Source organism: Micromonospora arborensis (assembly GCF_003205615.1).
Lineage (GTDB): Bacteria > Actinomycetota > Actinomycetes > Mycobacteriales > Micromonosporaceae > Micromonospora > Micromonospora arborensis.
Genome location: NZ_PYBV01000053.1, coordinates 20,207 through 42,423 on the forward strand (window position 1 = coordinate 20,207; position 22,217 = coordinate 42,423).

The 22,217-nt window shown below is 71.3% G+C and carries 25 protein-coding genes; 9 read left to right on the plus strand and 16 right to left on the minus strand.

Going from position 1 to position 22,217, the window contains the following annotated elements:
• The first annotated feature begins 10 nt into the window (after positions 1-10).
• From C7C45_RS30265 to C7C45_RS30290, 6 genes are all read left to right on the plus strand, one after another.
• Complete coding sequence (locus tag C7C45_RS30265) at positions 11-940, plus strand: TIGR04222 domain-containing membrane protein (protein WP_110567848.1); 930 nt, start codon at positions 11-13, stop codon at positions 938-940.
• Positions 937-1,755, plus strand: a complete 819-nt coding sequence (locus C7C45_RS30270) for an MbnB/TglH/ChrH family RiPP precursor modification enzyme (RefSeq protein ID WP_110567889.1) — start codon at positions 937-939, stop codon at positions 1,753-1,755. Before C7C45_RS30265 ends, C7C45_RS30270 begins: the two co-directional genes overlap by 4 nt.
• Positions 1,752-2,306, plus strand: a complete 555-nt coding sequence (locus C7C45_RS30275) for an SCO6045 C-terminal-like domain-containing protein (RefSeq protein WP_244200652.1) — start codon at positions 1,752-1,754, stop codon at positions 2,304-2,306. The genes C7C45_RS30270 and C7C45_RS30275 overlap by 4 nt, the downstream gene beginning before the upstream one ends.
• The gene (locus C7C45_RS30280; protein ID WP_110567850.1) at positions 2,291-3,052 is read left to right on the plus strand and encodes an SDR family oxidoreductase; all 762 of its coding nucleotides are present in this window, start codon (positions 2,291-2,293) and stop codon (positions 3,050-3,052) included. The genes C7C45_RS30275 and C7C45_RS30280 overlap by 16 nt, the downstream gene beginning before the upstream one ends.
• Before the next feature lie 62 nt (positions 3,053-3,114).
• Positions 3,115-3,699, plus strand: a complete 585-nt coding sequence (mug, locus tag C7C45_RS30285; protein ID WP_244200653.1) for a G/U mismatch-specific DNA glycosylase — start codon at positions 3,115-3,117, stop codon at positions 3,697-3,699.
• Positions 3,700-3,780: 81 nt separating this feature from the next.
• Complete coding sequence (locus C7C45_RS30290) at positions 3,781-4,194, plus strand: hypothetical protein (protein ID WP_110567852.1); 414 nt, start codon at positions 3,781-3,783, stop codon at positions 4,192-4,194.
• A 24-nt stretch (positions 4,195-4,218) separates the two neighbouring features.
• Here C7C45_RS30290 and C7C45_RS30295 read toward each other — a convergent pair whose 3' ends face one another.
• The 3 genes from C7C45_RS30295 to C7C45_RS30305 form a co-directional block, all read right to left on the minus strand.
• Positions 4,219-6,195: an ABC transporter ATP-binding protein gene (locus C7C45_RS30295; protein WP_110567893.1), complete on the minus strand. Its 1,977-nt coding sequence runs from the start codon at positions 6,193-6,195 to the stop codon at positions 4,219-4,221.
• Positions 6,196-6,309: 114 nt separating this feature from the next.
• Positions 6,310-7,077: an enoyl-CoA hydratase/isomerase family protein gene (locus C7C45_RS30300; protein ID WP_110567854.1), complete on the minus strand. Its 768-nt coding sequence runs from the start codon at positions 7,075-7,077 to the stop codon at positions 6,310-6,312.
• A gap of 46 nt (positions 7,078-7,123) precedes the next feature.
• Positions 7,124-7,351, minus strand: coding sequence for a helix-turn-helix domain-containing protein (locus tag C7C45_RS30305; protein ID WP_007462679.1), 228 nt, complete (start codon positions 7,349-7,351; stop codon positions 7,124-7,126).
• A 216-nt stretch (positions 7,352-7,567) separates the two neighbouring features.
• Between C7C45_RS30305 and C7C45_RS30310 the strand changes: the two genes are divergently transcribed.
• A complete protein-coding gene (locus C7C45_RS30310; RefSeq protein WP_110567856.1) occupies positions 7,568-8,167 on the plus strand; it encodes a cadmium resistance transporter in 600 nt (199 codons plus the stop codon).
• A gap of 60 nt (positions 8,168-8,227) precedes the next feature.
• Here the strand turns inward: C7C45_RS30310 and C7C45_RS30315 are convergent, their stop codons facing one another.
• Positions 8,228-9,832, minus strand: coding sequence for an ABC-F family ATP-binding cassette domain-containing protein (locus tag C7C45_RS30315; RefSeq protein ID WP_110567858.1), 1,605 nt, complete (start codon positions 9,830-9,832; stop codon positions 8,228-8,230).
• Positions 9,833-10,095: 263 nt separating this feature from the next.
• On the opposite strand from C7C45_RS30315, the gene ypfJ reads away from it, so the two are divergent.
• A complete protein-coding gene (gene ypfJ / locus C7C45_RS30320) occupies positions 10,096-11,016 on the plus strand; it encodes a KPN_02809 family neutral zinc metallopeptidase (RefSeq protein WP_110567860.1) in 921 nt (306 codons plus the stop codon).
• A gap of 151 nt (positions 11,017-11,167) precedes the next feature.
• Here ypfJ and C7C45_RS30325 read toward each other — a convergent pair whose 3' ends face one another.
• The 12 genes from C7C45_RS30325 to C7C45_RS30380 form a co-directional block, all read right to left on the minus strand.
• Positions 11,168-11,533: a YybH family protein gene (locus tag C7C45_RS30325; protein ID WP_110567862.1), complete on the minus strand. Its 366-nt coding sequence runs from the start codon at positions 11,531-11,533 to the stop codon at positions 11,168-11,170.
• Positions 11,534-11,587: 54 nt separating this feature from the next.
• Positions 11,588-11,902, minus strand: a complete 315-nt coding sequence (locus C7C45_RS30330) for a muconolactone Delta-isomerase family protein (RefSeq protein WP_244200654.1) — start codon at positions 11,900-11,902, stop codon at positions 11,588-11,590.
• 147 nt (positions 11,903-12,049) lie between these two features.
• Complete coding sequence (locus tag C7C45_RS30335) at positions 12,050-12,718, minus strand: acVLRF1 family peptidyl-tRNA hydrolase (protein ID WP_110567864.1); 669 nt, start codon at positions 12,716-12,718, stop codon at positions 12,050-12,052.
• A gap of 98 nt (positions 12,719-12,816) precedes the next feature.
• Positions 12,817-13,431 (minus strand): LysE family transporter, encoded by a 615-nt coding sequence (locus tag C7C45_RS30340; RefSeq protein ID WP_110567866.1) that lies wholly within the window; start codon positions 13,429-13,431, stop codon positions 12,817-12,819.
• A gap of 792 nt (positions 13,432-14,223) precedes the next feature.
• A complete protein-coding gene (locus C7C45_RS30345; RefSeq protein ID WP_110567867.1) occupies positions 14,224-14,691 on the minus strand; it encodes a metal-sulfur cluster assembly factor in 468 nt (155 codons plus the stop codon).
• Positions 14,692-14,767: 76 nt separating this feature from the next.
• Positions 14,768-15,241, minus strand: coding sequence for a Fe-S cluster assembly sulfur transfer protein SufU (sufU, locus tag C7C45_RS30350; RefSeq protein ID WP_110567897.1), 474 nt, complete (start codon positions 15,239-15,241; stop codon positions 14,768-14,770).
• Positions 15,242-15,243: 2 nt separating this feature from the next.
• Complete coding sequence (locus tag C7C45_RS30355) at positions 15,244-16,548, minus strand: cysteine desulfurase (RefSeq protein WP_110567870.1); 1,305 nt, start codon at positions 16,546-16,548, stop codon at positions 15,244-15,246.
• Positions 16,549-16,568: 20 nt separating this feature from the next.
• Positions 16,569-17,342: a Fe-S cluster assembly ATPase SufC gene (gene sufC / locus C7C45_RS30360; protein WP_007462702.1), complete on the minus strand. Its 774-nt coding sequence runs from the start codon at positions 17,340-17,342 to the stop codon at positions 16,569-16,571.
• Positions 17,342-17,668 (minus strand): non-heme iron oxygenase ferredoxin subunit, encoded by a 327-nt coding sequence (locus tag C7C45_RS30365; RefSeq protein ID WP_110567872.1) that lies wholly within the window; start codon positions 17,666-17,668, stop codon positions 17,342-17,344. The genes sufC and C7C45_RS30365 overlap by 1 nt, the downstream gene beginning before the upstream one ends.
• Positions 17,668-18,816, minus strand: a complete 1,149-nt coding sequence (gene sufD / locus C7C45_RS30370) for a Fe-S cluster assembly protein SufD (protein WP_110567874.1) — start codon at positions 18,814-18,816, stop codon at positions 17,668-17,670. The genes C7C45_RS30365 and sufD overlap by 1 nt, the downstream gene beginning before the upstream one ends.
• A gap of 91 nt (positions 18,817-18,907) precedes the next feature.
• Positions 18,908-20,338 (minus strand): Fe-S cluster assembly protein SufB, encoded by a 1,431-nt coding sequence (sufB, locus tag C7C45_RS30375; RefSeq protein ID WP_030337321.1) that lies wholly within the window; start codon positions 20,336-20,338, stop codon positions 18,908-18,910.
• On the minus strand, positions 20,335-21,135 hold the full coding sequence (locus tag C7C45_RS30380) for a helix-turn-helix transcriptional regulator (RefSeq protein ID WP_425271186.1): 801 nt from the start codon (positions 21,133-21,135) through the stop codon (positions 20,335-20,337). Before C7C45_RS30380 ends, sufB begins: the two co-directional genes overlap by 4 nt.
• A gap of 98 nt (positions 21,136-21,233) precedes the next feature.
• Between C7C45_RS30380 and C7C45_RS30385 the strand changes: the two genes are divergently transcribed.
• Positions 21,234-22,199: a COX15/CtaA family protein gene (locus tag C7C45_RS30385; protein WP_167454876.1), complete on the plus strand. Its 966-nt coding sequence runs from the start codon at positions 21,234-21,236 to the stop codon at positions 22,197-22,199.
• The last annotated feature ends 18 nt before the right edge of the window (positions 22,200-22,217 follow it).

The window sequence follows — 22,217 nt, forward strand, 5'->3', positions numbered from 1 at the left end:
GGAGCAGTCGATGATCGTGAACGCCGCGTCCGGCGACACCTGGGGCATCTCCGGCCCGACCTTCCTCCGGTACTACCTCGTGGCGGCCGCAGTGGTCGTGGCGATCGGGGTGTACTACCGGATCCGCCTGCTGGCCGTCTCGGGGCACACCACACTCGACCCGCTCGGGCCACAGCAGGTCGCCTACCTCAACGGTGGGCCCCAACTCGCCGTGCACGCCGCACTCGGCGGGCTGCGGGGCAGCGGCGCGATCGCCGTGCGCCCGGACCACCGGTTGACCACCGTCGGTGCCGCACCGACCGGGCTCACCCCACTGGACCAGGCCATCCACTGGGCCGCCCACCAGCACGCTCGGGTCCGGGAGCTGCCACAGGACTCCCGCGTACGCACCGCGCTCGACCAGCTTCGCAACGGCCTGGAGCAGCGCGGTCTGCTGACGAACGACACCCAGCGCGAGCGCGCCCGCTTCTGGCACAAGATCATGCTGGCCCTGCTGGGCCTCGGCGGGCTCCGGCTGTTCTCCGGCCTCTCCAACGATCGCCCGGTGGGCTACCTGCTGCTCACCTTTGTCGCGCTGCTGGGCGCCACGCTGCTGCTGGGCCGGGTACCCGTACGCACCCGGGCCGGTCGCACCGCGCTGCGTGCCGTCCGCCGCCAGCACACCCACCTCGCCCCGGCCTCCGCGCCCGCCTACGCCACCTACGGAGCGGCCGGCGCGGCGATGGGCGTGGCCCTGTTCGGCACCGCCTCGCTCTGGGCACTCGACCCGGGCTTCGCCGACCAGGCTGAGATCCAGCGCCAGGCCATCTCCAGCAGCGGCGGTTGGAGCGGCGGCTCCGACGGATCGTCCGGTGGCGGAGGCGACAGCTCCGGTGGAGACGGCGGCAGTTCCTGCGGCGGAGGTGGCGGCTGCGGCGGCGGCGGGGGGTGCGGCGGATGACCGGTCCGTCCGGAGTCGGCATCGGCTGGCGGCCGGAAATCGCCGGCTTCGTGGCCGAGCTGCCCGGGCTGCGCTTCGTCGAGGTGGTGGCCGAGGCGGTGCCCGCCACCGGGCCACTCCCACCAGGCCTGGCGCAGCTACGCGAGCGCGCGGTGACGGTCGTACCGCACGGGGTGCGGCTCTCCCTCGGCGGCGCCGAGCCGGTCGACCCGGCGCGGGTCGCCCACCTGGCCACCGTGGCGCAACGCGTCGACGCACCGCTGGTCAGCGAACACATCGCGTTCGTCCGGGCCGGCGGCCTGGAGGCCGGGCACCTGCTACCGCTGCCGCGCAGTCGGCAGGCGGTCGACGCGGTCTGCGCCAACGTGGCGCGGGCACAGGCCGAGTTGCCGGTGCCGCTCGCGCTGGAACCGATCGCGGCGTTGGTCGACTGGCCCGACGACGAGTTGGACGAGGCGGACTTCCTCACCGAGATCCTCGACCGGACCGGGGCACTGCTGCTGTTGGACGTCGCCAACGTGCACGCCAACGCCCGCAACCGGGGCGCCGACCCGCTCGCGTTGCTGGACCGTCTGCCGCTGGAGCGGGTCGCGTACGCCCACGTGGCCGGCGGCGCCGAGCACGGCGGCTTCTATCACGACACCCACACCGACCCGGTGCCGACGGCGGTGCTGGACCTGGTCGGCGCGCTCTGCGCCCGGCAGCGACCACCCGCGCTGCTGCTGGAACGCGACGGCCACTACCCGCCGGCGGCCGAGCTGCGCGCCGAGCTGGACGCCCTGGCGACGGCCGCGGGCTTCCCGGCCGTGACATGACCGACGCCCGCGACGGCACGCAGCCACCCGGCGATCTCACTGGGCTCGCCGAGCGGCAGGCGGCGCTGGTCGCGACGCTGGTCGCCGGCGGGCCGCCACCGCCGGGGTTCGCACCGGCCCAGTTGGCCGCCACCCGGGCGGCCCTGCTTCGCAAACGTGCCGGCGAGGTGGCGCGGCACTGGCCACTGCTCGCCGCCGGCCTCGGCGCCGGGTGGACGACGACCTTCGCCGGCTGGGCCGCCCGACGACCTACCGCCGGGTCGCTACGCGACGGTTGGGACCTTGCCCGCGCGCTGCACGACCGGCACGCGCTGCCCCCGGCGGCAGCCGAGGAGCTGGCCGTCCGGGAGGCACGCCTGCGTTACGACGGGCTTTCGGCGCCGCGTCCCCGCCGGTTGCCGGCGGTGGGCCGCGCCGGCGGCGCCGTCGCGGCGCAGATCGCCGGCCGGGTACGCCTGCTGCGCCCCGCTCCGCGTCCATCGACGGTGCCCCCCGTTGGTGACGACGGCCCACCGGATACGGCAGGATCGGCGTCATGGATCTCGGACTGACCGACCGCGTGTACGTCCTCACTGGCGCTTCCCGAGGCCTGGGCTACGCGACCGCGCAGTGCCTGGTCGCTGACGGGGCGCGGGTGGTGCTCTCGGCCCGGGATCCGGACGCCGTGGCCGCCGCCGTGCAACGGCTCGGCGGCCCGGAGCACGCCGTCGGGCTGACCGCCGACCTGGCCGATCCGGAGACCCCGGGGCAGCTCGTCGCCGCCGCCCGGCAGCACTTCGGTCGACTCGACGGCGCACTGATCTCGGTCGGCGGGCCACCGGCCGGCAACGCCGCGGCGATCACCGACGAGCAGTGGCGGCTCTCCTTCGAGACCGTCTTCCTGGGCACGATCCGCGCCGTCCGCACGATCGCCGGCGCGCTGCCCGAAGGCGGTGCGATCGGGCTGGTGCTCTCCACCTCGGCCAGAGGCCCGGTGCCCGGCCTCGGCATCTCCAACGGTCTACGACCCGGCCTGGTCGGAGCCGCCAAGGACATCGCCGACGACTACGGCCCCCGTGGTGTCCGGGTGGTCGGCCTGCTGCCCGGCCGGATCCTGACCGACCGCAACCGGGAGCTCTTCGCGGCGACCGGCGACCCGGAACGCGCCCGCGCCGAGGCAGAGGCCGGCATTCCGCTGCGCCGCATCGGCGACCCGGCCGAGTTCGGCCGGGTGGCCGCGTTCGTGCTCTCCCCCGCCGCGAGCTACCTGACCGGTCTCACCCTGCCGGTCGACGGCGGCGCGCTGCGCGGACTGTGACACCCGACCCGGCCAGGAATGCCCGCGCGACGACGCCCGGCCCGGCCCGGCGCACCCGTGCGGTGAGGTCCGACCCGATCCGGCCGGCCCGTGCTGCTGGTGACCATCCGCGGCCGACCCCGGCGGAGTTGGTCGCGGCCGCGGACCGCACCATTCCCGACGTCCTCGCGCCGGGGTTGGCGGTGCTCTTCGTGGGCATCAACCCGGGGCTCTGGTCGGCGGCGACCGGCTGGCACTTCGCGCGGCCCGGCAACCGGTTCTGGCCCGCGCTGCACCAGGGCGGGTTCACTCCCCGGCTGCTGCACCCGAGCGAGCAGGGTGAGCTGCCCGCCCTCGGGCTCGGCATCACCAACATGGCCGCCCGGGCCAGCGCCCGCGCGGACGAGCTGAGCAGCGAGGAACTACTCGATGGCGCCGCGATCCTGACCGCCAAGGTGGCCCGGTACCGCCCGCGCTGGGTGGCGGTGGTGGGGGTGACCGCGTACCGGATCGGTTTTCGCCGGCCGAAGGCCACCTTCGGGCCGCAACCGGAGGCGCTGGCCGGCGCCCGGCTGTGGGTGCTGCCCAACCCGAGCGGCCTGAACGCGCACTTCACCCCGCGCACACTGGGCCTCGCGTTCGCCGAGTTGCGGGCGGTGGCGAGCTGACCGGCGAGCCCCGACAGGCTTGTCCCGCGGCACCGGCGTACCTACCCTGATCCGCGAACCGGCCCCGGCACTGGAGCGACCATGACGGATGCACCCGCAGGCACCACCGAGGATCGAGCCTACGAGAGCCGTCGCGCCCAGCCGTCCACCGGGCCGATCCGATCGCTCGTCGCCGTCCAGTTGTACGTCGTGGCGGCCTACCTCGCCGCGGCCGTCATCCCCTACCTGTGGGCACCCCGGTCATACCCGCCGACCTGGACGTGGATCGTGCCGGGTTGGCTGCTCGGCGTCCCCGGTTTCTTCATCACCCTGCTCGGGCCGGTGCCCGGCATCCTGCTCGCGGCCGTCGGAGTCGGTGCGCTGATGACGGCACGGCGCGGCTGCCCGGCGAAGCTGTACCGCTGGTGCGTCGCCACCACCGCTCTCGCCGCGGCGTACGGATTGTTCGCCTGCACACCGTTGGCCCGCACGATCGCCGCCTTCGTGGCCGACTGATCCGAGGCAGCCCGCTGCCGGCCGTCAGTTGGCGGCGGCCGGCGGCAGCACCTCGTCCGCGTGGTAGGTGCCCAGCGGCATGACCACCGGCTCGGGGCCGGTCGCGTCGACGAACGGGGTGGGCGAGTCGGCGACCGCGAACTGGGTCCGGTACAGCTCGGCGTAGAGCCCACCGATGGCCACCAGCTCGTCGTGCCGCCCCCGCTCGACGATCCGCCCGCCGTCGAGGACCAGGATCTGGTCGGCGTCGCGCACGGTGGACAGCCGGTGTGCGATCACCAGGGCGGTTCGCCCGGCCAGCGCCACCGACAGCGCCCGTTGCACCGCCGCCTCGCTCTCCGAATCCAGGTGTGCGGTCGCCTCGTCGAGGATCACGATCGACGGTGCCTTGAGCAGCAGCCGGGCAATCGCGATGCGCTGCTTCTCGCCACCGGAGAACCGGTAGCCACGCTCTCCGACGGTGGTGTCCAGCCCGTCGGGCAGCGCACGGACCAGGTCGGCCACCTGTGCGCCGGCCAACGCGGCCCAGATCTCGTCGTCGGTGGCGTCCGGCTTGGCGTAACGCAGGTTCTCGGCGATCGTCTCGTGGAACAGGTGCGAATCCTGGGTCACCACCCCGATCTCGTCACGCAGCGACGCGAGCGTCGCGTCGCGTACGTCCACGCCACCGACCAGCACCTGCCCTTCGGTGACGTCGTAGATCCGGGAGATGAGCATCGACAGCGTCGACTTGCCGGCACCGGACGGACCGACCAGCGCCACCATCTGCCCGGGCTCCACGCTGAACGAGACCCCCTTGAGCACCGGTTCGTTGACCGTCCGGTCGAGTGTGGCGACCTCCTCCAGAGAGGCGAGGGAGATCTCCGCGGCGCTCGGGTAGCGGAAACGCACGTCGCGGAAGTCGACCCGGCCGGCGCCCCGGGGCACCGACACCGCGTCGGGCTTCTCCACGATGCCCGGCTTGAGGTCGAGCACCTCGAAGACCCGGTCGAAGGAGACCAGCGCGCTCATCACGTCCACCCGGACGTTGGAGAGCGCGGTCAGCGGACCGTAGAGGCGGGTGAGCAGCAGCGCGAGTGTCACCACGGTGCCCGCGCTGACGCCGCCGGTCACGGCGAGCCAGCCACCGAGGCCGTAGGTGAGCGCCTGCGCCAGGGAGGCGACCAGCAGCATCGCCACGAAGAACGTGCGGGAGTACATCGCGGACTGGATGCCGATGTCGCGGACCCGCTCGGCCCGGACGGCGAACCTCTGGGCCTCGATCTCGGGCTGGCCGAAGAGCTTCACCAGCAGCGCACCGGCCACCCCGAACCGCTCGGTCATGGTCGTGTTCATCTTGGCGTCGAGGTTGTACGACTCGCGGGTGATGTCGGCCAGCCGCCGACCGACCCGGCGGGCCGGAATGATGAAGATCGGCAACAGCACCAGCGAGAGCGCGGTGATCTGCCAGGAGAGGGTGAACATCACCGCCGCGGTCAGCACCAGTTGGATGACGTTGCTGACCACACCGGACAGGGTCGAGGTGAACGCCCGCTGGGCGCCGAGCACGTCGTTGTTGAGCCTGCTGACCAGGGCACCGGTCTGGGTACGCGTGAAGAACTGCAGCGGCATCCGCTGCACGTGGTCGTAGACCCGGGTGCGCAGGTTGAAGATGATGCCCTCGCCGATCCGGGCGGAATACCACCTCTGCGCCAGCGAGAGCAGTGCGTCGGCGACCGCCAGCGCGGCGATGAACAGGGCCAGCCGCACCACGAGTCGGCCGGCCTCGGCGCCTCCCCGGTTGATCGCGTTGATCACGTCGCCGGCGAGCACCGGTGTGGCCACGCCGATGATGGCGGCCAGGACGACGGTCGCCAGGAAGACGACGATGTCGCGCCGGTAGGGCTGGGCGAAGGCCACGATCCGTCGCGCGACCCCGCGCTTCAGGCGGTGGGTGGAGACCTCGTCGCTGTTGCGCATCGACCGGAGCATGCTCCACCCGGCCATGCCTCCGCCGGACATCGGGTTGGACACCGCTCACCTCCGGGTCATCGGGCAGACTGCACCGTCAGGTCAATTCTCCCGACGACTGTGACAACCTCGGTCGTAACCCGGATCTTCCCGTACGGTCCTTACCTATTCTCCCCGGCCAGCCAGGTCGCGCAGCCGGCGGGTCTGCGCCTCCCGCTCGGCGCGCTGCTGATCGGCGTGCGAGCGTCCCGTGGCGCCCGCGAGCAACGCCTTGATCTCCACCACGGCGTCGCGAGCCCCCGCGAGCAGACCGGCGGTCAGGTCCCGGACCGCGCCATCCAGTTCGGTTGGTGGCACGACCAGGGTCGCCAACCCGATCCGGTCCGCCTCGGCGGCGTCCAACCGGCGGCCGGTCGCGCAGATCTCCAACGCCCGCGCGTAGCCGACCAACTCGACGAGGCGCTTCGTGCCGGCCAGATCGGGCACCAGGCCCAGGGTCACCTCAGCCATCGACAGCTTCGCGTCCGCAGAGAGCACTCGCAGGTCACAGGCGAGCGCGAGCTGGAAGCCAGCACCGATCGCGTGGCCCTGCACGGCCGCGACGGAGATGACGTCCGGCCGGTGCAGCCAGGTGAAGCCAGCCTGGAACTCCGCGATGCGCTCGGCGCACTCCTGCTCGGGCAGGGTGGCCAGCTCCGCGAAGGAGCCGGGGCCGGAAGCACCAGCCACCGCGAGGTCGAGACCGGCGGAGAACGCACGCCCCGCACCCCGGACCACCACCACCCGCACGTCGCCGGGCAGATCGCGGGAGAAGTCGCTCATCGCCCGCCACATGGCGGGCGTCTGAGCATTGAGCACGTCGGGCCGGCACAACGTCACAGTGGCAACCGGCCCGTCGCAGCTCAGCCGAACCCCGGTCGCCTCGGCGGTCACCGGGCGACCTGGGGTGTGGCGCTGGTGGACGACGCTGGGGGGCGGGTCACGCCTTCTTGCGGCGCCGGGCACCGCCGCGCTGACGCAGCTGCACCCCTGACTCGGTGAGCACTCGGTGGATGAACCCGTAGGAACGGCCGGTCGAGGCCGCCAACGCGCGGATGCTCTCCCCCGAGGTGTACCGCTTTACCAGGTCCTTGGCGAGCGTCTGACGCTCGGCTCCGACGATCCGGCGACCTTTCTCAGTGCTGGTGGCTGTGCCAGTGGCTGCCATGCTGTGTCCTCACGTCCCAGACTGTGCGGTTCGGATACGGTCCCACCTATTAGACCGCCTCGAACGATCATGCGCCAGATATCAACTCTTCGCCAACCGACACGCTATGCAATGTCAGCTTCCCGATAGAGTGAGCCTGGCGATCGGCCCCGGCGCTGCGTCCGGGCGTACCACCGCCGGGTGCTGGCGGCTGCCGTCGGCCCGTAACCTTCGGTCGTGATCGACCTGTTCGGCAGCGCGGCCGCAGCGGCCGTGGTCTTCGCCGCCACCGACATCGACGACATCGTCCTGCTGACGCTGTTCTTCGTCGCGGCCCGCACCACCGGCCGACCCCGCACCTGGCAGATCGTCGCCGGCCAGTACCTCGGCATCGGTGCCCTCGCGCTGGCCAGCGCGGTGGTCGCCGCCGGGCTGCTGGTGGTGCCGGACCCGTGGACGGGGCTACTCGGCCTGCTGCCGATCGCGCTGGGCGTACGCGCGCTCCGGCGCACCGACGACGACGATTCGCCAACGGTCGTCACCGGGATGCTCGGCGTCGCCGGGGTGACGATCGCGAACGGCGCCGACAACGTGGCCGTCTACGTCCCCGTCTTCCGTGCCCTCGGCGTGGCCGACAGCGCGGTGTTCCTCCTGGTCTTCGTGCTGCTCATCGCGCTGTGGTGTGCCGTCGGGGCCTGGCTGGGCGGGCACCGGAGGGTGGTCCGGCTGGTCGAGCGCGCCGGTCACTGGTTGGTGCCGACGATCTTCATCGCCATCGGATTGGTGATCCTGGTGAGCTCCGGCGTGCTCGGCCGGCTGGTCGACCTGTTCGGCTAAGCAGGGGCGAGCCGACCCCGACGGACGCCGGCGAACCGCCGAGCAGCCGTCCGGAAGTGATCAGGCCAGCTCGACCAATTCGAGAAGGTCGTCGCTCCAGGCATCCTCGTCGCCGTCGGGCAGCAGGATGGCGCGGTCCGGCTTGAGCGCCAGCACCGCGCCCGGGTCGTGGGTGACCAGGACGATCGCGCCCGGGTAGTTGGCGATGGCGTCGAGGACCTGCTCACGGCTGACCGGGTCGAGGTTGTTCGTCGGCTCGTCGAGCAGCAGCACGTTCGCTCCGGAGCAGACCAGGGTGGACAGTGCCAGCCGGGTCTTCTCGCCACCGGAGAGCACACCCGCCGGCTTGTTCACGTCGTCACCGGAGAAGAGGAACGCGCCGAGGATCTTGCGCAGGTCGGTGTCGGACTGCTCCACGGCTGCGGCGCGCATGTTCTCCAGCACGGTCCGCTCCACGTCCAGCGTCTCGTGCTCCTGGGCGTAGTAGCCCAGCCGCAGGCCGTGACCCGCGTGCACCTCGCCGGTGTCCGGAGTGAGCAGCCCGCCGAGCATCCGCAGCAGGGTCGTCTTGCCGGCGCCGTTGAGCCCGAGGATGGCCACCCGGGAGCCCCGGTCCACCGCGACGTTGACGTCGGTGAAGATCTCCAGCGAGCCGTACGACTTGGACAGGCCGGTCGCGGTCAGCGGCGTCTTGCCACACGGCGCGGGGTTGGGGAACCGCACCTTGGCCACCCGGTCGGCGACCCGGACCTCCTCCAGGCCGGAAATCAGCTTCTCGGCGCGGCGGGCCATGTTCTGCGCGGCCACGGTCTTGGTCGCCTTGGCCCGCATCTTGTCGGCCTGCGCCATCAACGCGCCGGCCTTCTTCTCCGCGTTGGCCCGCTCCCGGCGGCGGCGCCGCTCGTCGGTCTCGCGCGCCTCCAGGTACGCCTTCCAGCCCAGGTTGTACACGTCGACCACGGACCGGGTGGCGTCGAGGAACCAGACCTTGTTGACCACCGACTCCAGCAGTGCGCCGTCGTGGGAGATCACGATCAGGCCGCCCTTGTGGTTGGCGAGGAAGCCGCGCAGCCAGGTGATCGAGTCGGCGTCGAGGTGGTTGGTCGGCTCGTCGAGCAGCAGGATGCCGCCGCCGTTCTCGCCCGCGTCGCGGAACAGGATCCGGGCCAGTTCGATGCGCCGACGCTGACCGCCGGAGAGGGTGCCGATGGTCTGCGCGAGCGCCCGGTCCGGTAGGCCGAGATTGGCGCAGATCCGGGCGGCCTCAGCCTCGGCGGCGTACCCGCCCAGGGCGGCGAACTGGTCCTCCAGCGCGCCGTACCGACGAACCAGCTTCTCGTTGGCGTCCTCGGCGAGCCGGGCCTCGATCTCCTGCATCTGCGCCATCAGCACGTCCAGGCCCCGGGCCGAGAGCACCCGGTCGCGGCCGGTCACCTCGAGGTCGCCGGTGCGCGGGTCCTGCGGGAGGTAGCCGATGGCGCTGCGCTGGTCGATCTGGCCGGAGTATGGCTGCCCCTCGCCGGCGAGCACCTTCAGCGTGGTGGTCTTGCCGGCACCGTTGCGACCGACCAGGCCGATCCGGTCACCGGGCTGCACGCGCAGGGTGGTGTCGGACAGCAGGATCCGGGAACCGGCACGCAGTTCCAGGCCGGTGGCAGTGATCATGTTTTCGGGCTCGCTCTCGGGGTCTGGAAGGCTGACTCGGGGCACGCGAAACGGCCGGCGGGCCCTAGGGGCCCGACGGCGCGGGGCGGTTCAGCCTTCGCAGCGCAGCACCCGACAAGTGTACCGGGCGCCGCCGAGTGGGCCGCCCGGATTACCAATCAAGATCATCGGGTACCGGAACCGCTGTCCGGACCCCGTCCGGCACTAACGCAACGAAACGACACATAGACGACATTTATCGGCATACGGCGATCGGGGTCACCATGGAACTCAACGAGCGGGCCGAAATCGACACCTCACAGGTCAACGACGTGGGTCGAGGTGGTGGATCTGGCGGCGGACTCGGCATCCCGATCCCCGGTGGCGGCGGTCGGGGCGGCATCGTCGGCATCGTGGTGGCCGTGCTCGTCGCGCTGCTCGGCGGTGGCTTCGGCCTCAACGCCATGACCAACGGCGACGACACGGGCCAGGCCGGCGGCACCGACCTGAAGGAGGTGTGCGCGACCAGCAACCCCCAGCACCTCGAAGATCTGCGCTGCCGCAACGCGCTCTACGTCAACAGCATCCAGGCCTACTGGCAGGAGGCGTACCCGGAGTTGGGCAACGGCAAGTACGAGCCGACCGTCACCGACTTCTTCCAGGCCGCCGTGAACACCGGCTGCGGCCAGGCCGACTCGGGTGTCGGCCCGTTCTACTGCCCGGCCGACCGGAAGGTGTACATCGACCTGAGCTTCTACGACGAGCTGGCCTCCCGGTTCGGCGCCAAGGGCGAGTTCGCCCAGCCCTACGTGCTCGCCCACGAGTACGGTCACCACATCCAGAACCTGCTCGGCACCAACGAGAAGGCCGGTCAGGGCGACCAGAGTGGTCCCCGCTCCGCCTCGGTACGGCTGGAGTTGCAGGCCGACTGCTACGCCGGCGCCTGGGCGAAGCACGCCACCGAGAGCAAGGACAAGACCGGCCAGGAGCCGCTGTTCAAGTCGATCACCGCGAGCGACATCAGCGAAGCGGTGCAGGCCGCCGAGGCGATCGGTGACGACAGCATCCAGGAACGCTCCGGTGGGCAGGTCAACCCCGACCAGTTCACCCACGGCACCTCCGCGCAGCGGCAACGCTGGTTCCAGCAGGGCTACGACCGTGGAGACCCGAAGACCTGCGACACCTTCGGCACCGACCAGCTCTGACCACACCGGCACGCCGGCACGAGCGCCCCGACGGGCACCAGGGACCGTCGGGGCGTCTCTGTCTGTCGTGCTCAGGCACCAGGCGCGGTGCCACTGCGCGCGCCGGGGATCCGGGTGCCCCCGACGCCGTGCGCCTGCTCAGGTCGACCCGTCAGCCGAGCCGCGAGACCTGGTAGTGACCGATGAGCCAGGTGCCGTCGACGCGCCGCACGAGCACGCCGAGGTGGACGGTCAGCGCCGGCCGGTCGGTGAAGCCGAACTCCACCTCCAGATAGCCGAGGACCACGTCGGCGGCGAGGCGTCGGGTCTCCCGGATGGCGTACGTGGCGGTCAGGCCGAGCGGCTGCGCGGCGTAGTACGCGGCGACGCCGTCACGGCCGACGGTGTACGGGTGCAGACCCTGGAAGATCGCATCGTCGGTGAAGAGCGACGCGACGCGATCCGGCTCGTGGGCGTCGACCGCGGACCGCCACTGGTCGAGGACGGTACGCAGGATCTGAGCCTCGGTACTGGACATGATGATCTCCCTGGTCAGGTCGGTGGAGCTGGCCGGCGGCGATCGCGGCTCGGGCTATCGGGGCGGCTGACCGGGGTCGTTCGGGTGCGGTGTCAACGGAGTGACGGTCTCGCGCCGCCAGGCGCGCAGCGGCATCGACGCGAGAGCCGCTTCCAGGTGATCCGCGTCGTCGGCGCGGAAGAGCCCCCACGTACGCCACTCCCCCGGTGCCAGCGGCGGCCGCCACAGGCGCAGGAGGCTGCCCTGCGCCGTCAGCTCGGCCGAGCGCGCTGCCTCACGCCTGCGCATGTCGGCGACCTCGTCCTCGGATGTGCCGTCCGGCACCGTCGTCACCATGTCGACAAGAAACTCCACCCGCTCATACTCCATTCGTCAGGTACGACGATGCGCCAACTTCCCCTTCCGGGTCACTGTCGACACCGCGCTGGGCTGCCGTACGGCCAGTTCCGGCGCGTCGAAGCGGCGCCTCACCTCCGGCCCGCCGGGGTCGGGCAGGTGGGTGGTCAGGGGGCCCAGTCACAGAGGTCGGCTGCTGCCCGGGACGGGATCGCGGACCAGGACGTGGACCGCCCGGGCCGCAGCCACCGCGGCGACCAGCACGGCGTGCCGCGGCTCCGGCACATCGAGCAGCCGTTTGGCCCGTAGAGCCGCGAGCGGGGCCAGTCGTCGGTCGGCGAGAATGCCGTCCACCGTACGCCGGTCACCGCCAGCCACCACGGCGTCAAGGGTGTTGGCCTGCGGCAGCAGCAGCCGTATCGCCAGCTCGACCGCGTCACCGAGAGCCGCCTTCGCCTGGTTGTCGCGCCGGCGGGCGAAGCGGTGCTGGGACCAGCCGCCCGCGGCGGTACGCCCCTGCACGTAACTGCTGTCCACCTTGGAGACCACCAGGTCAGCCCCTGCGGCCACCCCGAACGCCACTGCGCTCTTACGGGCCAGCAGCAGCCCGATCCGACGCGGCGCGGCGGCGGCGGCAACGAACCCCGCCAGCTCCCCATCGACGGGCGCACCGGGCGGGGCGTGCAGCTCCGCGGTGGCGTCGTCAGGGGCGGTCAGCAGCAGCCCGTACCCCTCGAGGGTCACCACGGGCGGACCGTGCCGTTCGGCGAAGCCGTCGACCCAACGCCCGAGACGGTGCGGATCGACCTCCACCCAGCGGCCACCACCGGCAGCGGGTCGGCTGGACATCCCCCGAACCTACGGCACCCGGGCACCCCGACCCAGTCCCACCCCCGGACCCCTCCGCCGCAGTGATCATGAGGTTGGCAGCACCTGGGTTCGACCGGTCAGAGCAGGGCCAGGGCCAGAGCGGCGATCAGGGTGCTGGAAGCCAGGGCGGTGACGAGGCGGCCTCGGGGGCTGGTGAGTGCCCGACCGACCAGCGTGCCGCCGCCGGCGATGAGAAGCTGCCAGCTCGCCGAGGCCACGAAGGCACCGACCACGAACAGTGCGGTGGTCGACCACGTCGAGTCCGCCGCGTCACCCCGCCCCAGCACCAGGGCGGTGAAGTAGACCACCGTCGCCGGATTGAGCAGGGTCAGCGCGAGGATGCCCACGAAGGCGCGCAGCGGGGTGTCCAAGCCGCGTCGGGGCCGCGCACCGGTCACCGGCCGGGGCCGCAGCGCGCGCCACGCACCGTGCGCGGCGAGCGCGAGCAGCACCGCCGCGGCCGTCACCCGCAGTGGCCCGGACACCGGTTCGACGATGCCAACCACCGCTGCGCCGCCGACGGCGGCGACCGCCGCGTACAGGCCGTCGGCGGTGGCGACGCCAAGTGCTCCGGCCGCGCCGACCCGGAACGAGGTACGGGCACTGAGCCCCAGGACGAGCACCGCGATCGCGCCGACCGGGATGGCGACGCCGTAGCCGGCGACGAGACCGGCGAGGAACGCGCCGCTCACGACGACGGGTGCCGGATCGAAGCGACCCCGGGCACGGCGCGCTGTCGACGCACGGCGGTGGCCGCACGGACAGGAACCTGCTTCGGGTACGCCTCAATCACCCCGTCATCCTGGCCGTCGAGGCCGCACCCTCGCCACCAGTTTTCCCCCGCCCCGCGCCCGCTCCGCGCCCGCTCCGCGCCCGCCCTGCGCCCGCTCCGTCGCCATGATCGACACCAGTTCGCCGAGGTGGGGGCATCCGGACAGCGCGACACCCCCACATCGGCGACCTCGTGTCGATCACGCCCGCCTCAACCGCCGCGCGGGCCCCGCCCGACTCGATCACCCCAACTGGCCTGACGGGCCTGCCACACCCCCGCGCCCCACGCATTGCCCCGCACCCCACACCCACGCCCCGCCCCGCGCCCGGCGCGCGCCGCGGCCCACGCCTCACGCCCCGCCCCGCGCGCGTCGCGGCCCACGCCTCATGCCCCACGCCCCACGCCCCACGCCCCACGCCCCACGCCCCACGCCCCACGCCCCACGCCCCACGCCCCACGCCAAGATCGTGCTCGATCAAGGAAGTAGTGGTCTCACTGACTTGTCGATGCCACTCGATCCTGGATCGAGCACGATCTTGGGGCACGGGGCACGGGGCACGGGGCACGGGGCACGGGGCACGGGGCACGGTCAGGCGCGGCGGTCGAGGCGCGGAAAGCATCGAGGCGCGGAAAGCATCGAGGCGTGAAAAGCATCGAGCGCGACGCCCCGGTTGGGGTGTCGCGCTCGACGGGCAGAGCCGACCAGGTCGACTCAGACGTTGAAGCCGAGGGAACGGAGCTGGTCCCGACCCTCATCGGTGATCTTGTCCGGGCCCCACGGCGGAAGCCACACCCAGTTGATCCGGATGTCGTTGACGAGGCCGCCGCCGGGACCGGTGGTGAGCGCCTGTCGGGTCTGGTCCTCGATGACGTCGGTCAGCGGACAGGCCGCCGAGGTGAGCGTCATGTCCAGGGTGGCGACGTTCTCGTCGTCGACGTGCACGCCGTACACCAGGCCCAGGTCGACCACGTTGATGCCGAGCTCGGGGTCGACGACGTCCTTCATCGCCTCCTCGATGTCGGCGATCATGGCCTTGCTGACGCCGCCGGCCGGGGTGGCGGCCTCGGGCGTCGCGACGCCGTCGGGCGTCACACCCTCGGGCGCCACGGCGTCGGTCTGCGCCACGACGGCGTCACCGGCCTCCGGCGTTGCTGCGGTAGCCGTGTTCTCGCTGCTCATGACGTTCCTCCGCTTCGCTTCATGACGCCACGAGGCACCATCGCGCTGCAACAATGATTCGCTCGCTGACGCTCGCTCATGCCTTTACCTCCGGGCTCACGCCCACACCGGCGCGTGCCGCGGCGTCCTTGAACGCCATCCACGGCAGCAGCGCGCACTTGACCCGGGCGGGGTAGCGGGCCACACCCGCGAAAGCCACCCCGTCACCGAGCACGTCCTCGTCCGGCGTGACCTGGCCACGTCCGGACATCAACTCCACGAACGCCTCGTGCACCTCGAACGCTTCCCCGGCGTTCCGACCGCGCAGCAGTTCGTGCAGCACGCTCGCCGAGGCCTGGCTGATCGAGCAGCCCATCCCGTCGTACGAGATGTCGTGCAGCACCGTGCCGTCGGTGGCCACCCGGACGGTGACCTCGTCACCGCAGGTCGGGTTGACGTGGTGCGCCTCCGCGACCTGGTCACCCGAGTCGTCGGCATCACGCAGGCCACGCCCGTGTGGGCGCTTGTAGTGGTCCAGGATGATCTCCTGGTAGAGCTGGTCGAGTTGCACCATCAGTCGAACACCTTCCGCACCTGCTCCAGACCGCCCACCAGAGCGTCGATCTCCTCGGTGGTCGTGTAGAGGTAGAACGAGGCCCGGGTCATCGCCGGCACGCCGAACCGGCTGCACACCGGCTTGGCACAGTGGTGACCCACCCGCACCTGCACCCCGAGCGAGTCGAGCACCTGGCCCACGTCGTGCGGGTGCACGTCACCCAGCGCGAACGAGATGGTGCCGCCCCGGCCGACCGGCACGGCCGGGCCGAAGATCCGCAGGTCCGGCACCGTCGCGAAGGCGTCCAGCGCGTACGCCGTCAGCTCCTTCTCGTGCCACTGGATGGCCCGCATCCCGACGCCGTTCAGGTAGTCGACCGCCGCGCCGAGCGCGACCGCCTCGGCGATCGGAGGGGTGCCGGCCTCGAACCGGGCCGGTGGCGCGGCGAACGTCGAGCGGGCCATGGTGACCGTCTCGATCATCGAGCCGCCGCCGAAGACCGGAGGCATGGCCGCCAGCAGCTCGCCCCGGCCCCAGAGCACACCGATACCGGTCGGGCCGAGCATCTTGTGACCGGTGAAGACGATGTAGTCGGCGTCCAGGTCGACCACGTCCATCGGCAGGTGCGGCACCGACTGCGAGCAGTCCAGCAGCAGCAGGGCCCCCACCTCGCGGACCCGCGCGGTGATGCGCGAGGTGGCGTTGACCGTGCCGAGGATGTTCGACACGTGCACCAGCGAGACGATCTTCGTTCGTTCGGTGACCAGGTCGTCCAGGCCCGACTCGTCCAGCCGGCCCTGATCGGTGACGGGGAACCAGCGCAGGGTCGCGCCGGTCCGTTCGCAGAGCAGCTGCCACGGGACGATGTTGGAGTGGTGCTCCATCTCGGAGATCACCACCTCGTCGCCGGGGCCCAGCCGGAACCGGGGGTCACCGTCCGGGCGCAGGGAGGCGTTGGAGAACGCGTACGCCACGATGTTGATCGCCTCGGTGGAGTTCTTCGTGAACACCACCTCGTCCGGGCTCGGCGCGTTGATGAACGCGGCGACCTTGGCCCGCGCCCCCTCGTACGCCTCGGTGGCCTCGGTGCCCAGCGTGTGCACGGAACGCGACACGTTGGCGTTGTGCCGCGCGTAGTGCTCGTCGAGCACGTCGAGCACCTGTCGAGGTTTGTGCGAGGTGTTGGCGCTGTCGAGGTAGACCAGCGGGTGCCCGTTGATCTCCCGGGACAGGATCGGGAAGTCGGCGCGCACCCGGACGACGTCGAAACGCGGCACGTCGTCGTACTGTGGCATGCCGGCTGGGATCGCGATGCTGGTCATCTCGGCAGCGCCTCTCTCGCTCAGGCCTTGGCCGTGCCGGCCCCGGCGGCGTACCGCTCGTAGCCCTCGGCCTCAAGCTTGTCGGCCAGCTCCGGGCCGCCCTGCTCGACGATCCGGCCGGCCACGAAGACGTGCACGAAGTCCGGCTTGATGTAGCGCAGGATCCGGGTGTAGTGGGTGATCAGCAGCACGCCGGTGTCCCCGGTGTCCCGAACCCGGTTGACGCCCTCGCTGACCACGCGCAGCGCGTCCACGTCGAGGCCGGAGTCGGTCTCGTCGAGGATCGCGATCTTCGGCTTGAGCAACTCCAGTTGGACGATCTCGTGCCGCTTCTTCTCACCGCCGGAGAAGCCCTCGTTGACGTTGCGCTGGGCGAACGCCGGGTCCATCTGCAGGCGCTCCATGGCGCCGCGCAGCTCGCCGCCCCAGGTGCGCAGCTTCGGCGCTTCCCCGTCGATGGCGGTCTTCGCGGTGCGCAGGAAGTTGGCCACCGAGACGCCGGGCACCTCGACCGGGTACTGCATGGCCAGGAAGAGGCCGGCGCGGGCGCGCTCGTCGACCGTCATGGCCAGCACGTCCTCGCCGTCGAGGGTCACCGTGCCGCCGGTGATCTCGTACTTGGGGTGACCGGCGATCGAGTACGCCAGGGTGGACTTGCCGGAGCCGTTCGGGCCCATGATCGCGTGGGTCTCACCGGACTTCACGGTCAGGTCGACGCCGGCCAGGATCGGCTTGAGCTCACCCTCGGGCAGCTTGACCGACACCTTCAGGTCGCGGATCTCCAGGGTGCTCATTATCGGGTCACTCCATTACTCGGCGTCAGGCTGAGGTAGATGTCGCCGTCGCGGACTTCGACGGGGTAGACGGGTACGGGTTCGGTGGCGGGCAGGCCGCTCGGTTCGCCGGTGCGCAGGTCGAAGCGCGAGCCGTGCAACCAGCACTCCAGCGTGCAGCCGTCGACCTCGCCCTCGGAGAGGGCGACCGAGGCGTGCGAGCACTCGTCGTAGGCGGCGTAGAAGTTGCCGTCCTCGCCGTGCACCAGGGCGATCGGGGTGCCGTCGACGTCCGCGCTGATCGCGGTGCCCTTCGGCACGTCCTCGGTGGAGCAGATGCGGATCATCAGGCGCCGGCCTTGGCGAGCCGGGCCTCGATCGCGTCGCCGAGGCGCTCGCGCAGCGACTCCACCGGGATCTTGTTGATCAGCTCGGCGAAGAAGCCGCGGACCACCAGGCGGCGGGCTTCGCTCTCCGGGATACCGCGCGCCATCAGGTAGAACAGCTGCTCGTCGTCGAAGCGGCCGGTCGCGCTGGCGTGACCGGCGCCGGCGATCTCGCCGGTCTCGATCTCCAGATTGGGTACGGAGTCCGCCCGCGCGCCGTCGGTGAGGAGCAGGTTCCGGTTGATCTCGTACGTGTCGGTGCCGGTCGCCTCGGCCCGGATCAGCACGTCACCCACCCAGACGGTGTGCGCGCTCTCGCCCTGCAGAGCACCCCGGTAGCCGACGTAGCTGCGGCAGTCCGGAACGGTGTGGTCGACCAACTGCCGGTGCTCCAGGTGCTGACCGGAGTCAGCGAAGTAGACGCCGTACAGCTCGGCCTCGCCACCCCGGCCGGTGTACTCCACGCTGGTGAACTGCCGGACCAGGTCGCCACCCAGGGAGACCTGGATGTGGATGACCTTGGCGTCCCGGCCCAGCTTGATCTTCAGGTGCTGGGCCTGGACCGCGTCGTCGGCCCAGTCGGCGACCGTGACCAGCGTCAGCTTCGCGCCGTCGGCCACGGCGACCTCGACGTTGTCCGCCAGGGTGCCGCTGCCGACGTGCTGCAGGACGATGACCGACTCGGACAGCGCGCCGACCTCGATGAACGTGTGCGCGAAGGCCACCACGTCGGAGGGGCCGCCCTGCACCGTGATGATCGCCGGCTCGGCGACCACCGCTTCCCGGGCAACCTGCACCAGCGTGCCAAGGTCGGCCTCGCCGTAGGCGCGGGCGCTGACCCGGTCCACCGGGATCAGCACACTGCCCCGGCGCGGGTCGTCCTTCGCCAGGCTGCCGACCGTGACCCCGGCGGGCAGTTGACCGTGGTCGTAGGCCGGCCAGTGTGCCGACTCGTCGGTGACGGCGCCGTCGAGCAGGCCGCGGAGGCGCTTGAGCGGGGTGAAGCGCCACTCCTCCTCCAGGCCGGTGAGGGCCGGGAAGTCAGCGACGTCGTACGAGCGCAGCGCCTGCGACTTGGTGCTGGGCGGCGCGGAAGCCTGGGTAGTCATTTCTTCCTTGGTCTGTCTGTTCCGTGACGACGAGGTTGGGTCCTGGTGTGGCGGGCCAGCGTTCCCGGCCCGCCACACGGGAGCGGCGGCGTCAGCCGACCGCGCCCTCCATCTGCAGCTCGATCAGACGGTTGAGCTCCAGGGCGTACTCCATCGGGAGCTCCTTGGCGATCGGCTCGATGAAGCCGCGCACGATCATGGCCATCGCCTCGTCCTCGCTCAGGCCCCGGCTCATCAGGTAGAAGAGCTGGTCGTCACTGATCTTGGAGACGGTCGCCTCGTGCCCCATCGACACGTCGTCCTCACGGATGTCGACGTACGGGTAGGTGTCCGAGCGGGAGATGGTGTCGACCAGCAGCGCGTCGCACTTGACCGTGCTGCGGCTGTGGTGCGAGCCCTCCAGCACCTGCACCAGACCCCGGTACGAGGTGCGGCCGCCGCCCCGGGCGATCGACTTCGACACGATGGTCGAGGAGGTGTGCGGTGCGGCGTGCACCATCTTGGCGCCGGCGTCCTGGTGCTGACCCTCGCCGGCCATCGCCACCGAGAGCACCTCGCCCTTGGCGTGCTCACCGGTCATGTAGACCGCCGGGTACTTCATGGTCACCTTGGAGCCGATGTTGCCGTCGACCCACTCCATGGTCGCGCCCTCGTGGCAGACGGCGCGCTTGGTGACCAGGTTGTAGACGTTGTTCGACCAGTTTTGGATGGTCGTGTAGCGGCAGCGCGCGTTCTTCTTGACGATGATCTCCACGACCGCGCTGTGCAGCGAGTCGGAGGAGTAGAGCGGCGCGGTGCAGCCCTCGACGTAGTGCACGTACGCACCCTCGTCGACGATGATCAGCGTCCGCTCGAACTGGCCCATGTTCTCCGTGTTGATCCGGAAGTAGGCCTGCAGCGGGATCTCCACGTGCACACCCTTCGGCACGTAGATGAACGAGCCACCGGACCACACGGAGGTGTTCAGGGCGGCGAACTTGTTGTCGCCCACCGGGATCACCGTGCCGAAGTACTCCTTGAAGACGTCCTCGTGCTCGCGCAGCGCCGTGTCGGTGTCCAGGAAGAGGACACCCTGCTCCTCAAGGTCCTCGCGGATCTTGTGGTAGACGACCTCGGACTCGTACTGCGCCGCGACACCGGCGACCAGTCGCTGCTTCTCCGCCTCGGGGATGCCCAGCCGGTCGTAGGTGTTCTTGATGTCCTCGGGCAGGTCCTCCCAGCTGGTGGCCTGCTTCTCGGTCGACCGCACGAAGTACTTGATGTTGTCGAAGTCGATCCCGGTGAGGTCCGCGCCCCAGGCCGGCATCGGCTTACGGCCGAACAGCCGCAGACCCTTCAGCCGCAGGTCGAGCATCCACTCCGGCTCGTTCTTCTTGGCCGAGATGTCCCGCACCACAGCCTCGTTGATGCCGCGCTGGGCGACCGCCCCGGCGGCGTCCGGGTCGGACCAGCCGTACTCGTACCGACCCAGGGCGGCGAGCTGCTCTTCCTGGGTCAGGGGCTGGACGATCTGCTCGGTCATCTATCTGTCCTCACAGTGGTGACGGGATTACCGGATTGAGCACGCCCCGGCTGACTCGGAATGTGCGTGGTGCACACCCCGTCGCCGTGCGCGATGGTGGCCAGGCGCTGCACGTGGGTGCCGACCAGACGGGAGATGACCGCCGTCTCGGCCTCGCACAGCTGAGGGAACTCGGCGGCCACGTGCGCCACCGGGCAATGATGCTGGCAGAGCTGACCGCCGGAGGCGATCGTGGTCGCGTTGGCAGCGTAACCCTCGGCGGTGAGCGCCGCGGCGAGTGCCTCGGCTCGTGCGAGGGGGTCGTCGCCGGCGTCCTCCATGGCCGCCCGACAGCGCGATTCCAGGGCGGACACCTGCTCGGTGGCGAACGCCTCGACCGCGTCCGAGCCGCCGCTGCGGGCGATCCACCGCAACGCGGCGGTGGCCATGTTGTCGTAGTGATGGGTGCCACAGCGAACCCGGCCGGCCTCGGTCAGCATGAACACCTTGGCCGGGCGCCCCCGACCGCGGCTGCCCTGCACGGACTGCTCGCGTGCGTAGACGTCACCCTCGGCGAGCATCGCGTCGAGGTGCCGGCGGATCGCCGCCGGGCTGAGCCCGAGCGCCGCACCGAGCTGCGCGGCGGTGGTGGCCCCCCGCTCCAGCAGCAGCTGGGTGACCCGGTCGCGGGTGGAGATCTCGGCCGCCGTGGCGGCACCGAGCGCCGCCGACGTGGTCACGACGGGCGCGGACGCGGACGCGCCGACGGCCGGACCGGCCGTCGACTGGTGCCCGGAGAGCGCCGCCGCGTTTTTCACAACGCCAACGTTACGTAATTACCCGGAGGGCCGCAAACCCGGGCCCCGGTGATCCGAACCACCGAGCCGACGGAGTCGGACGAACCTCGATCACTACGGTGCGTAGGATTTGCGCCGTGAACCGAATCGTCCGTCCGGTCTCCGGCACCCTGCTGCGCCGTCTCGCGCTCGCCTCGATCATCGCGAACGTGGGCGTCGTCGTCACCGGCGGGGCCGTCCGCCTGACCGCTTCGGGCCTCGGTTGCCCCACCTGGCCCCGGTGCACCGACGATTCGTACGTCACCTCGTCCGAGTTGGGCGTGCACGGGGTGATCGAATTCGGCAACCGGATGTTGGGCTTCGCCGTGGGCCTGATCGCTCTGGCCACCGTGCTGGCGGTGCTGACGCACCGGCCGCGCCGACCTGGGCTGCTGGCGCTGTCCGTCGCGGTCTTCCTGGGCGTCCCCGCACAGGGGGTGATCGGTGGCATCACCGTGCTCACCCACCTCAACCCGTGGGTGGTCGGACTGCACTTCCTCGCCTCGATGGCCGTGATCGCCGCCGCGTACGCCCTCTGGCGGCGCATCGGCGACCCCGACGGCCCGACCGTGGCCGTGGTGCCCGCACCGCTGCGCGCGCTGGCTCGGATCACCACCGGCGTCGCCATCGCGGTGCTGGTCATCGGCACCTGGGTCACCGGCAGCGGCCCGCACGCCGGTGACCACGGCGCGGCCCGCAATGGCCTGGACCCGGAGTCGATCTCGCAGGTGCACGCGGACGGCGTCTTCCTGCTGATCGGCCTCTCAGTGGCGTTGATCTTCGCGTTCCGCGCCGTCGGTGCGCGGCGAGCGACCCGTGCCGCGATCGTCCTGGTCGCCGTGGAGCTGGGCCAGGGGGTGATCGGCTTCGTGCAGTACTTCACCCATGTGCCGGCGTTCCTGGTCGGCACACACATGCTCGGCTCCTGCCTGGTACTGCTGGCCACTCTGTCGGTGCTGTGGTCGACCCGCGAGCGCCACCCGGTCGCCCCGGCGCCCGAGACCGCCCCGGCCGACGACGCCGCACCCGTCCCGGTCACCGCCTGACGCCCCACGCCCCACGCC

Excerpts from the sequence above, each read along its gene's own strand:
- C7C45_RS30265 (WP_110567848.1), top strand. The coding sequence starts at position 11 with ATGATCGTGAACGCCGCGTCCGGCGACACCTGGGGCATCTCCGGCCCG.
- C7C45_RS30270 (WP_110567889.1), top strand. The coding sequence starts at position 937 with ATGACCGGTCCGTCCGGAGTCGGCATCGGCTGGCGGCCGGAAATCGCC.
- C7C45_RS30275 (WP_244200652.1), top strand. The coding sequence starts at position 1,752 with ATGACCGACGCCCGCGACGGCACGCAGCCACCCGGCGATCTCACTGGG.
- C7C45_RS30280 (WP_110567850.1), top strand. The coding sequence starts at position 2,291 with ATGGATCTCGGACTGACCGACCGCGTGTACGTCCTCACTGGCGCTTCC.
- C7C45_RS30290 (WP_110567852.1), top strand. The coding sequence starts at position 3,781 with ATGACGGATGCACCCGCAGGCACCACCGAGGATCGAGCCTACGAGAGC.
- C7C45_RS30295 (WP_110567893.1), bottom strand. The coding sequence starts at position 6,195 with ATGTCCGGCGGAGGCATGGCCGGGTGGAGCATGCTCCGGTCGATGCGC.
- C7C45_RS30305 (WP_007462679.1), bottom strand. The coding sequence starts at position 7,351 with ATGGCAGCCACTGGCACAGCCACCAGCACTGAGAAAGGTCGCCGGATC.
- C7C45_RS30315 (WP_110567858.1), bottom strand. The coding sequence starts at position 9,832 with ATGATCACTGCCACCGGCCTGGAACTGCGTGCCGGTTCCCGGATCCTG.
- ypfJ (WP_110567860.1), top strand. The coding sequence starts at position 10,096 with ATGGAACTCAACGAGCGGGCCGAAATCGACACCTCACAGGTCAACGAC.
- C7C45_RS30325 (WP_110567862.1), bottom strand. The coding sequence starts at position 11,533 with ATGTCCAGTACCGAGGCTCAGATCCTGCGTACCGTCCTCGACCAGTGG.
- C7C45_RS30330 (WP_244200654.1), bottom strand. The coding sequence starts at position 11,902 with ATGGAGTATGAGCGGGTGGAGTTTCTTGTCGACATGGTGACGACGGTG.
- C7C45_RS30335 (WP_110567864.1), bottom strand. The coding sequence starts at position 12,718 with ATGTCCAGCCGACCCGCTGCCGGTGGTGGCCGCTGGGTGGAGGTCGAT.
- C7C45_RS30345 (WP_110567867.1), bottom strand. The coding sequence starts at position 14,691 with ATGAGCAGCGAGAACACGGCTACCGCAGCAACGCCGGAGGCCGGTGAC.
- C7C45_RS30355 (WP_110567870.1), bottom strand. The coding sequence starts at position 16,548 with ATGACCAGCATCGCGATCCCAGCCGGCATGCCACAGTACGACGACGTG.
- sufC (WP_007462702.1), bottom strand. The coding sequence starts at position 17,342 with ATGAGCACCCTGGAGATCCGCGACCTGAAGGTGTCGGTCAAGCTGCCC.
- C7C45_RS30365 (WP_110567872.1), bottom strand. The coding sequence starts at position 17,668 with ATGATCCGCATCTGCTCCACCGAGGACGTGCCGAAGGGCACCGCGATC.
- sufD (WP_110567874.1), bottom strand. The coding sequence starts at position 18,816 with ATGACTACCCAGGCTTCCGCGCCGCCCAGCACCAAGTCGCAGGCGCTG.
- sufB (WP_030337321.1), bottom strand. The coding sequence starts at position 20,338 with ATGACCGAGCAGATCGTCCAGCCCCTGACCCAGGAAGAGCAGCTCGCC.